8 protein-coding genes and 1 pseudogene are annotated in these 10,138 nt (G+C 68.1%); 5 read left to right on the top strand and 4 right to left on the bottom strand.

The features are described 5' to 3' along the window. Nucleotides 1–590: 590 nt before the first annotated feature. The 4 genes and pseudogenes from ASC98_RS20025 to ASC98_RS20010 form a co-directional block, all read right to left on the bottom strand. Nucleotides 591–1,541, bottom strand: a pseudogene (locus tag ASC98_RS20025) (hypothetical protein); the annotation flags it as partial. A gap of 4 nt (nt 1,542–1,545) precedes the next feature. After that, entirely contained in the window at nt 1,546–1,935 is a 390-nt protein-coding gene (locus tag ASC98_RS20020) for a hypothetical protein (protein WP_056820375.1), read from the bottom strand. Continuing rightward, nucleotides 1,850–3,988: an RHS repeat protein gene (locus ASC98_RS31140; protein ID WP_162252902.1), complete on the bottom strand. Its 2,139-nt coding sequence runs from the start codon at nt 3,986–3,988 to the stop codon at nt 1,850–1,852. Before ASC98_RS31140 ends, ASC98_RS20020 begins: the two co-directional genes overlap by 86 nt. Nucleotides 3,989–4,254: 266 nt before the next feature. Next, nucleotides 4,255–5,700, bottom strand: a complete 1,446-nt coding sequence (locus tag ASC98_RS20010) for a serine/threonine-protein kinase (RefSeq protein WP_056810259.1) — start codon at nt 5,698–5,700, stop codon at nt 4,255–4,257. A 360-nt stretch (nt 5,701–6,060) separates the two neighbouring features. Here ASC98_RS20010 and sctC point away from each other — a divergent pair, with 360 nt between their 5' ends. From sctC to ASC98_RS19985, 5 genes are all read left to right on the top strand, one after another. Continuing rightward, nucleotides 6,061–8,118 (top strand): type III secretion system outer membrane ring subunit SctC, encoded by a 2,058-nt coding sequence (gene sctC, locus ASC98_RS20005; protein WP_157597685.1) that lies wholly within the window; start codon nt 6,061–6,063, stop codon nt 8,116–8,118. Nucleotide 8,119: 1 nt separating this feature from the next. Further along, nucleotides 8,120–9,136, top strand: coding sequence for a hypothetical protein (locus ASC98_RS20000; protein WP_056810253.1), 1,017 nt, complete (start codon nt 8,120–8,122; stop codon nt 9,134–9,136). Continuing rightward, nucleotides 9,136–9,408, top strand: coding sequence for a hypothetical protein (locus ASC98_RS19995; RefSeq protein WP_056810251.1), 273 nt, complete (start codon nt 9,136–9,138; stop codon nt 9,406–9,408). Before ASC98_RS20000 ends, ASC98_RS19995 begins: the two co-directional genes overlap by 1 nt. Continuing rightward, entirely contained in the window at nt 9,386–9,670 is a 285-nt protein-coding gene (locus tag ASC98_RS19990; protein WP_157597684.1) for a hypothetical protein, read from the top strand. The genes ASC98_RS19995 and ASC98_RS19990 overlap by 23 nt, the downstream gene beginning before the upstream one ends. Before the next feature lie 90 nt (nt 9,671–9,760). Beyond that, nucleotides 9,761–10,111: a hypothetical protein gene (locus ASC98_RS19985; protein ID WP_056810245.1), complete on the top strand. Its 351-nt coding sequence runs from the start codon at nt 9,761–9,763 to the stop codon at nt 10,109–10,111. Nucleotides 10,112–10,138: the final 27 nt, after the last annotated feature.

Raw genomic sequence — 10,138 nt, 5'->3', positions numbered from 1 at the left:
CCCCTTCGTGATGCTCGCGATCGAGCCGTTCAGCCCGTAGGTCGCGGTGTACGCCGCGCTGTCGCTGATCGTGTTGCCGGCGCTGTCGTAGCCGAAGCTCCTGGCCGGGTTCGTGATGCTGCTCAGTCGGTTGCTCGTCGCCTCGGTCGTGTAGGTGCTCGGGATGCCGTTCAGGCTCACGCTGGTGCGGTTGCCGTTCGGGTCATAGGCGATCGACCAGCTCGCTGCCGACGTGACGATGCTGGTCAGCCGGCTGTTCTCGTCGTAAGCGAAGCCCTGGTTCAGCGCCGGTTGCGGCGTACCGTCGCTCGCCAGCAGGTGCGAGAAGCCGGTGATGCGGTCCGCCGCGTCGTAGCTCACGTCGCGCAGCGCGTTGCCCAGCGGGTAGCGCACGATGCGCCCGCTCAGGTCGAACAGCCTCGTGTGGTTCACCAGGCCACTCGCCATGTGCCAGTCCCAGCCGCTCACCGGCCCGAAGGGTTCCCACTTCACGTTGCTGATCAGCGGGATGGGCGTGCCGCCCGCCGTCTGCGCCAGGCGCGCCAGGCTCATGCCGATGAGTTCACCGACGTCGCGCGTGAGGATCAGCNCGGCCTGACCGCGATGCGCCCGCTCAGGTCGAACAGCCTCGTGTGGTTCACCAGGCCACTCGCCATGTGCCAGTCCCAGCCGCTCACCGGCCCGAAGGGTTCCCACTTCACGTTGCTGATCAGCGGGATGGGCGTGCCGCCCGCGGTCTGCGCCAGGCTCATGCCGATCAGCTCGCCGACGTCGCGCGCGAGGATCAGCTGCCGCCCCGACGGGTAGGTGATGCTCATCAGGTCGCCGTGCGAGTAGGCGTACTTCACCGTCGTCAGGATCGGCACCGTGTTCGCACCGGCCTTCGCGTTCACCGACTGCACGGTCTCGGTGATCCGGCCCCGCGGGTCGTACCGGAAGCGGGCGAAGCCGCTCGGGTGATCCACACGGCTCACGTGGCCGATGCTGTAGGTGTAGTCCGGGCCGGTCAGGTCCCAGCTCCACGTGGTGGTCTGGCTCGGCTGGCCGCTCTGCGTGTAGACGACGCTGGTCAATCGGCCTTCGAGGTCGTAGGTGTAGGTCTCGGTGACGCCGCGGCTGTCGGTGCGGGTCTTCAGCCGCCGGGCCGCGTCGTAAGTGATGTTGGTGATGCCGGTGTCCGGGCTGATCAGCTGCGTGGCATCGCCGAAGCCGTTGCGCGGGTACTGCGTGACCAGGCTGCGCGGGTCGGTCACCTGGGTGGGCCGCCCGCCGCCGTCGTACTCCAGCGAGGTCTTGCCGTTCTTCGGGTCGGTCAGCTCCTTCACCCGGCCCAGCGGGTCGTAGCTCGCCTTGTTCTGCAGGTTCAGGCTGTCGGGCGCCTTGGTYGTCTTGGTCGGGTTGCCCTCGGCGTCGTATTCATAGGTCGTCACCGGGGTCGCAGACACCGGCGGAGGCGGCACTTGTGCGAAGGCCGCGGGCGCGCTCAGCAACGCCGCCGCTGCGCCGGCAATCAGGTGGCGGTTCATCGTCGTCTTGTTCATGTGCTCACTCCCTGCCCGTGCGCTGCTGGGCGCGGCCCAGTGCATCCATCGCCCGGGCCAGCCCGCGCTTGAGCGCGCCGGCCGGGTCCTGCACGTGCTCGTCGGTCTTGTTGCCCGCGTTGTCRAGCACGTAGTCGATGCGGTTGGCCTTGTGGTCGTATGCCGCCACCTGCCGGTGGGCACCGTCGTAGTCGAAGCCCACCCAGCTGCCGTTGTCGAACGTGACCTTCTTCAACTGACCGGCTTCGTCGTAGGCATACGTGGTCGTCTCTGCGCCAACGGTGTTCGTCAGCAGCCGTTGCCTCAGGTCATAGGTGTTCACCGTCACGATCCCCTGCGGGTCGGTGCTCTGCAGCACCTGGCCGTAGCGGTTGTAGCGGTCGAAGGTCGTCACCTTGCCGAGCGAGGTCGTGATCGACTTCAGGTCCCCACGCTGGTGGTCCTCGTTCGTCTCGGCGTGGTACGCCAAGGTGGTCGTGTCGGTGTCGCTGGGTGTCGCTGTCGGTCGAGCTCAGCACCCGGCCGTCCACGTCGTACGTCCAGGTCTGCACCGTGTCGAGGGTGCCGGCCTGCCGCGTGGCGGCGAAGCCGAGGTGGCCGTCTGCATCCGTCGTCGCCTGCGTCACCTGCCTGCACAGCGCGGCGATCGGCTGGCCGTCCAGCAGTTTTGCCGTGGTCGGTGCGCAGCTCGCGACCGCGTCGGCGTTGAGCGGATCGGGCTGGCCGTTGTAGACGCTTGTCGTGATCTGCCCCGGTGCTGCCACCTTGAGCGGCAAGCTCCAGTCCGGGTGCCACTGCGTGCTGGTCTTGAGCGCCCCGGCCGGCAGCGCGGCGTTGGTTGCCGTGACCGCCGCACAGTCCTGGCCCGTGCCCAGCGAGGCGACGTTCACCGTCTGCAGGTTGCGCGTCAGGTCGTTCAGGTAGCAGCTGCGCGAACCGTTGAAGTCGTCCCGGCTCGCGATGTTGCCGTTCGCGTCGTAGCTCTGCGCCCGGCTGCTGGCCAGGCTGCCCGCACCGGCCGGTTGGGCCTGGCTGCTGAAGTAGTTCTTGCCGTTCAGGCTGATCGCGCTCCAGGTCGTCGTCTGCCCGCTCGGCTCGGTCATCACCATGCCTTGCGGCAGGTTCCAGGTCTGGAAGCGCGCGATGGCGCCACCAAAACTCTGCTGCGTCACCTGGATGCTCGGTGGCGTCGTGTAGCTCACCGTGTACTTGTCGACCCCGCCCGCGTGCTCGGTGCTGATCGCCCGGCCTTGTGCGTCGTAGCCGAAGGTCGAATAGCGCAGCCCACGCTCGTCGACCACACCCGTCAGCGCCCACGGCAGGTCTGTGTTCTCGTACACGAAGCCCCGGGTCTTGCCATCCGCCCAGGTGATGCCCACCAGGTTGTTGCGGCTGTCGTGGCTCAGCGTCGTGACCTGGCCCATCGCATCGGTGATGCTGCTCACCCGCGGCACGCCGCTGGCCGACAGCGTGTAGCCGAAGCCCAGGCGGTGTCCCCGGTTGTCGCTCACCTGCGCCAGCCTACGCATGCCGCTGGCGGTGTCGTACGTGAAGTCGATGCGCGTGCCGTCGGCCCAGGCCATCGTCGTCAACACGCCCTGGCCGGTGTACGTCTCCTGCGCGTTGGCGCCACTGTCGGTGTACACGTACTCGCCACCGGGCAGCTGCACGAAGCGATCCTTGTTCCCCGGTTCCCCCACCCGCGGGCCGCCATCGGTGCTCGTCATCGTCTTGACGACGCCGTTGCCGCGCGGGAAGACGGTGGGCACCGGCAGCCCCGGGGCTGAACCGGCACCGCTCGTGAACAGGTTCACCTGCCGGTGCAGGTTGCTGACCCACTGCAGGCTGCCCATCACGCCGGCGCGGTTCTCCACCGCGCCGATGTCGGTCAGCGCCCCCGACGCGGTCGGGATCCGGCTCGCGTTGTCGTAGGTGAAGCGCAGCGTTGTGCGACCGATCGCCAGGCCGGTGTCCACCACCTCTTGCTTGACCCCGCGCAGCGGGTAGATCGGGTTGCCCTTGCACACCTCGCACTCGGGCGGTGGCGGCGCCAGCACTGAGGGGATGGTGGCCACCTCGCCCCAGATCGCCACGAATCCTTGCAGGCGCGAACCAATCCCCTCGGTCGTGATGTAGCAGCCGCCGTACGGGGTGTTGAAGGGATAGTCCGGCCCGGTCGGTGCATACACCGACGTGACCCGGAAGCCGTCCACCGTCCATCCGTTGAACGTCGGGTGCTGGCACATCGTCGCCCGGTCCGTGCCGGCCAGGTTCTGCGCAGGACCGCAGTCTGGCGTGTAGATAACACAGCCAGTCAAAAACACGACCTCCTGTTCCGCATGCGCCGGCTTCGGCTGCAACAACACACAGCAACACATCATCAGCATCGCCACGCGGCTCGCCCATGGCGCCGTCAGCGCCCACAGGCGCTGCCATCTGTTTGACATCTCGTTCCTCCCTGATCACCCGCAGGTGTCACCCCGCGCACTCGACAAGTCCGCGGTCACACCTTCTTCGTGGGAGTGGTTCGACAGCGGAGCGAGCGGATTAGACGTGAACGAAATGACCGCAGCAAGCGCCGGTCGCAGGCTCACGACAATCGTTGACGATTCGCCAATTCCTCACGGAACGCAAGCGTCACTCCGGTGCTGAACGGTGCAGATCCATCGCGCTTCAGTCGCACGACCCATCCGGATTCCGCAGACGCACGCCCTCACCGCCCCGCCGAGCTGCTTTCCAGCGTGCGCATCAGCTCCTCGCGCTCGTCCTCGTCTTCCACATGCTGCGCCAGCAGCCGGAAGAACTCGTCGCGCGACGACGCCCGCGCGGCCGCGCGCGACACGATCACCCGTGCCACCGGGCCGACGTGCTGCGTCAGCGCCAGTTCGGCCACGCGCATCACCTGGTCGCCCAGCAGCGTGTCGTCGGCCGCACGCCGCCGCGTCGTGACCGCGGCCCCGCCCGACCCCAGCGTGCCGAACGAGCTGGCCCGCGAACGCGTGCGCTGAAGGAACTGGTCGCGCCCGGCTTCGGTGTCGATCTGCTCGGCCAGCGTCTGCCGCAGCGACATCAGGTCGCCGGTCGACCGCGCCGCGCGCTGCACCAGCACGCGCGCCAGCGGACCGATCGACTGCGCGAGTTCGGACTCCAGCATCTGCAGCGTCTCTGAATGCCATTGCGATGGCCGCGTCGTTACCGGCTGCGGTCGCGTGTCGAGTGCGAAGGTGCCGCGCTGCCAATCGCTAGCGCGCGGATCCGGCAGCGTCGGCGCACTTTGCAGCTCGATGAACGAACTGCCTGCCTCGAGCCGCGCCGCGATCGGCGGCAGCCCCAGCGCCTGGCTCGCCTGCGCCATCAGCGCGTGCTTGAACTCCATCGCCGTCGCGAAACGGTCATCGGGCCGCTTGGCCATCGCGCGCGCAACCACCGGGTCGAACCACTGCGGACGGTGGCTGCCATGCACCCGCGACGGCGGCAGCGGCTCGCTGCTGAGCGTCTGGAACATCACGTTCTCGTTGCTGCCGACGAACGGCGGCCGCCCGGCCAGCAGCATGTAGAGCAGCACGCCGGCCGCGAAGATGTCGACGCGCCGGTCGACCTGTTCGCCGGCGTATTGCTCGGGTGCCATGTGGCCGGGCGTGCCGATCGTCGAGCTGACCTGCGACAGCCCCATCGTCGCGATGCGCGCGATGCCGAAGTCGACGATCTTCAGGCGGCCGTCGTTGGTCCACAACAGGTTGGCCGGCTTGATGTCGCGGTGCCACACGCCTTGCTCGTGCGCGTAATGCAGGCCGTCGAGCAGCTGGCCCATCAGGCCGACGATGTCGGCATCGTCGAAGCGGGTGCCGCGGCGCAGCGGTTCCTTCAGCGTGGAGCCCTGCACGTACTCCATCACGATGTACGGCTCGGCGTCGTGCTCGCCATAGTCGTGCACCGCGACGATGTTGTGGTGCATCAGCCGCGCCGCCGCCTGCGCTTCGTTGCGGAAGCGCGCCAGCAGCGCACCACCACCACCCTGCTCCACCAGCGGGCGTCGCAAGGTCTTGATCGCGACGGTGCGTCGCAGCACGGTGTCGGTGGCCTTGTAGACCACGCCCATGGCGCCTTCGCCGATCACCTGGTTGATCGCGTATTTGGAGAGCTGGGTCGGATGGTTCATTCGACGTCGCGTCGGAGGGCTCGAGAAAGGGATGGAAACACGCAACGACGCAAGGCTACACGACAACGGCGGCGGCGGCGTGTCCCTTCTCGCAAATGCTTTCACATCCGCTTTCACACGGCCTTCACAACGGCTTTCACCTGTGACATTCCTGCGTGGAAACCCCCAGCGGAACCGTCTCCACCGCTTTTTCGAACGTTCGTTCGAAACCGCTTTCAAAAAATGGGCTGCCGGCCCTTCGCGGCGCTGTCCGCGGCTTCGCATCGGGACCCGGCCGGACTCGATGCGATGCCCACACTTGCATCCATGCAGTCGACGCCCTGAACCGGCAACGACAGCCAACAAAACCGGACACAAGCCGTGCGATTCCTGACCACCCTGATTGCCGCCGCCGCCCTCGCCAGCATGCAGCCCGCCGCTGCTGCCGATGCGACGCCTTTCTCGGGCAAGCGCTTCGTCTACCGCGCCGACGGCAAGAAGCTGCCCGACGTGCTGCAGGACTTCGCCGCCAGCCAGGGCATCCCGGTGGTCGTCGACTCCGGTGTCGACGGCTCGGTGAATGCCAACTTCAACACCCGTCCCGAAGACTTCCTGAATGCGATGACCCGCACCTACGGCGTCATCTGGTACTTCGACGGCACCACGCTGTTCGTCTACCCGTCCCGTGCGATGCAGAGCCGGGTGTTCCGGATGCGCGGCTACGACCGCCAGCAGGTGCGCTCGATGCTCGGCTCGCTGGGCCTGGGCGACGCGCGCTTCCCGCTCAAGTTCGACGACCGCCAGCAGACGCTGCTGGCCTACGGCCCGCCGCGACACATCGAGCTGGTCTCGACGGTGCTCGAGCAGCTGGAGCGCGACGGCCACGACCGCGTCGGCAAGTCGATCCAGGTGTTCCCGCTGCGCTTCGCGACGGCCGGCGACCGGGTGTTCGGCAACGCCAAGGTGCCGGGCCTCGCCAGCACGCTGAACAGCCTGTTCTCGAACAACGGCGGCGGCGCTGCGACTGGCGGCAACCAGGCGCTGAAAGGCGCCGTCAACGGCATGGTCGGCAATGCCAACAAGGCCCGCGCCGCGCAGGCCACCTACGGAATGAAGCTGCCCGAGACCGGTGGCGGCAGCAACGCGAACAAGCGCGACGATGAAGTGCGCGCCAACCAGTTGAGCAGCAGCGACGCGTTGACACCCACCGAGGCCGAACGCCCGTTCTTCCAGGCCGAGGAGGCCACCAACGCGATCATCGTGCGCGGCCTGCCCGACCGGATGCGCGAGTACGAGACGCTGATCCGCCAGCTCGACATCGCGCAGGACCTGGTCGAGATCGAAGCCACGATCATCGACGTCAGCAGCGATGCCTTCGAATCGCTCGGGGTCGACTGGACCTTCACGAAAGACGGCGTCACCCGGCTGACGGTCTCGCCAGGCTCGCCCGGCTCGCAGCCCGGCAGCGCCGGCAGCAACACGCTCGCCGGCAGCAACGTCACCACGCTGGTCGGCAACGCCGGCAAGCAACTGCTGGCCCGCATCCGTGCCCTCGAAGGCACCGGCAAGGCCAACATCCTGGCGCGTCCCAAGGTGCTGGGCGCCGTCAACCGCACGGCCAGCATGACCGACAAGCGCGTCGCCTCGGTGCGCGTGGCCGGCAACCTGGACGCCAACCTCTTCACCGTCGAGGCCGGCACCACGCTGCAGGTGACGCCGCAGATCGTCAGCTACGCCGACCACCGCGAGGTGCGGCTGTCGCTGTCGATCCAGGACGGCAACTTCGAAGGCACGGTCGTCGACTCGGTGCCGATCATCAAGCAGACCGAGATCAACACCGAAGCCACCGTGCGCGAAGGCGAGAGCCTGCTGATCGGCGGCATCTCGATCGAATCGAACAGCAAGGGCCGCAGCGGCCTGCCGGGGCTCTCGCGCATCCCGCTGCTCGGAGCCGCCTTCCGGCACGACGAGAGCGGGAGCTTCCGCAGCGAACGCCTGTTCCTGCTGACGCCGAAGGTGATCGGGGTCGGCCGCGCGGCAGCGACGCCGACCGTGCCGGCACCCGCTCCCGCCCCCACGCCGGCGCCTGCACCGGTCCCCGAGCTGCCCGCGCCGCTCGCGCCGCCGCCTTCGTCGTCGTCGACGCCGCGCACCGGCAGCACGCAACGCGGCTTCTCGGGTCCGACCGCCGTCGCTGCGCTGACGACCTACGGCGCGCTGTCGCCCGGCTACGTGATCCCGACGCTGAAGCCGCTGCTGACGCCGCGTGCCGCGCTGTTCCCCGGCAGCACCGCACCGACCGCCACGCCCCCCGCGAGCGCCACCCGGACCGCGGCGGCCACGACCGGCAAGGCGAACAAGACCACCGCGCCAAAGGCAGGCTGCGCGGCCCAGGCGATGGGCCTGGCCACCGGCTGCGACAACAAGGGAGCCCGCTGACATGAGCACTTCGCCGGCGCACAAACGCCTTCGCATCCTGAGCGGCACGCATGCCGGTGCCTATCTGGATTTGAGTCCAGGAACCCATTCGATCGGACAAGCAGATGAATGCGACATTTCCATTGCAGACTGGCAGTTTCAGGCCCTCACGCTGCGCCTCGGCGCCGACGGTGTCGCGCTGGCACAGTGGACGAACGGCAGCCCGCAGCTGCTTCGCTTCGATGACTTCGTCCCGGTCGACTTCGGCGGTGTCCGCGTCTGCACCGGCCCCAGCGATTCCGACTGGCCCGACGATGCCGCGCTGCTGGCCGCAACCCGCGCCGTCGCGCCGTCGGGCAGCCTGGCTGCCGTCCGTCAACGGCTGGTGGCCCACCCTGCCCGTGCCGTCCCCGGAGCGCTCGCAGTGATCGTCGCGCTCGTCTCCACCGGCTGGCTGGTCTCGGCCAGCTCCAGGGCCAACGAGGCTCCCGCGCCGACGCTGGAGATGAGCCGTGCCACGCTGCAACGTGCGATCGACGGGGTGGCCGCCGGCCGGCTGTCGGTGCGCATTGCCCAGGGCTCGCTGAGCATCGACGGCCTGCTCGACAACGCCGAGCAGCTGCGTGCGGTGAACGCCGCGCTGAAGTCCGCACCCGCCGGCTTCCCGCTGCAGCAGCGCGTGTCGGTGGCGAGCGACGTCGCCGAGACGATCCGCAATGCGATCGGCCTGCCCGGCGCGCAGATCGCCTACCGCGGCGCCGGCGTCTTCAGCTACGCGGTGAAGGCCAACGACGTGGCCGCGACGCAGGCCGCGATCGATCGCGTCACCGCCGACCTGTCGCCGGTCGTCAAGCGCATCGACGCGGTGCTCGAGGAGCCTGCGACGCCGCAGCCGCCGAGCCCGGCCGTCCTGTCATCCCTGTCGACCGACGGCGTGTCGGTGATGGAAACCCGCGACGGCGTGAAGCACCTGGTGCTCACCGTCGCCCCCGATGCGGTCCTGACCAACGGCCGGACCGCCTTTCAAGGAGCACGTTGATGAGCACCGATCTCGCCCCCCCGCCCGCCGAACTGCTGGCCGACTTCGACAAGCTGCAGGCCACCGTGAACGACGACACCACCGGCGAGAAGACCCGCCGCCTGGCCAGGTACTTCGCCCAGGCCGAGACGCTCAGCCAGCAGATGCAGCTGCGCGCCACGGACTTCGAGGAGAAGAACTTCGCCGGCCTCGTCAGCGACGCCTTCGCCGCGGCCCGCCGCATCGTGCTGGTGGCCTGGCAGAAGACCCATGGCCGCGAACTGGCCGCCTGATCAACCCATCGACGAAGCCGGGACACGCATGAGCCACGCCCACGAAACGAACGCCGCGCAGCCGCTGGACATCGAAGTCGTCCGCAAGCTGGTGGCCGTGATCTGGCTCGGCAGCGTGCATGGATGCGGCACGGAAGCCGCGGCGATCTTCAGCGCGCTGTCGCGCATGTGGCCCGGTGGCGGGCTGCAGCAGGCGATCGACGCGGCCGCCGCGGCACATCGGTCCAGGTCGATTGAAGACGAATTCGCAAGAGCAACGTGACCCGCTCTCGATAGCGGACGCCGCCAAGGCGTCCGGCAAGTGGTCGCAATTCATTGATCTCTCTCACTCAACCAACTGAAGGAAAACATCATGGGCATCCCGAATTTCATGTCGAACACCGGTGTCATCGGCAAGGTCAAGGGCGGCGTCGACATGTTCAAGGGCGCTGTCGGCAACAAGGTGTCGACGGCTGGCGTTGAAGGCGCCTCCAACGACGCCCGCAACTCGACCGGCGAAACGCTGGACGCCAACGGCCAGAAGGACGTCAACGACACCGCGCAGGCGCTGACAAACGGCGTGCAGGATGCCGCCGCGATGACGAAGATGAACATGCAGGCCAGCTCCGCGATGGCTGCCATGAACATGATGGCCTCGGTGAACGACGGCCTGAACAGCGTCATGAAGAAGGCTGGCGAGTCGTTCAAGTCGGCTGCGCAATAAGTGCGTTCATGGCGGACCGGCCGTCCG

The sequence above is a fragment of the Rhizobacter sp. Root1238 genome (assembly GCF_001425825.1).
Lineage (GTDB): Bacteria > Pseudomonadota > Gammaproteobacteria > Burkholderiales > Burkholderiaceae_C > Rhizobacter.
The sequence above is the reverse complement of the archived record's forward strand: the minus strand, read 5'-3'. Positions and strand labels throughout refer to the sequence as shown.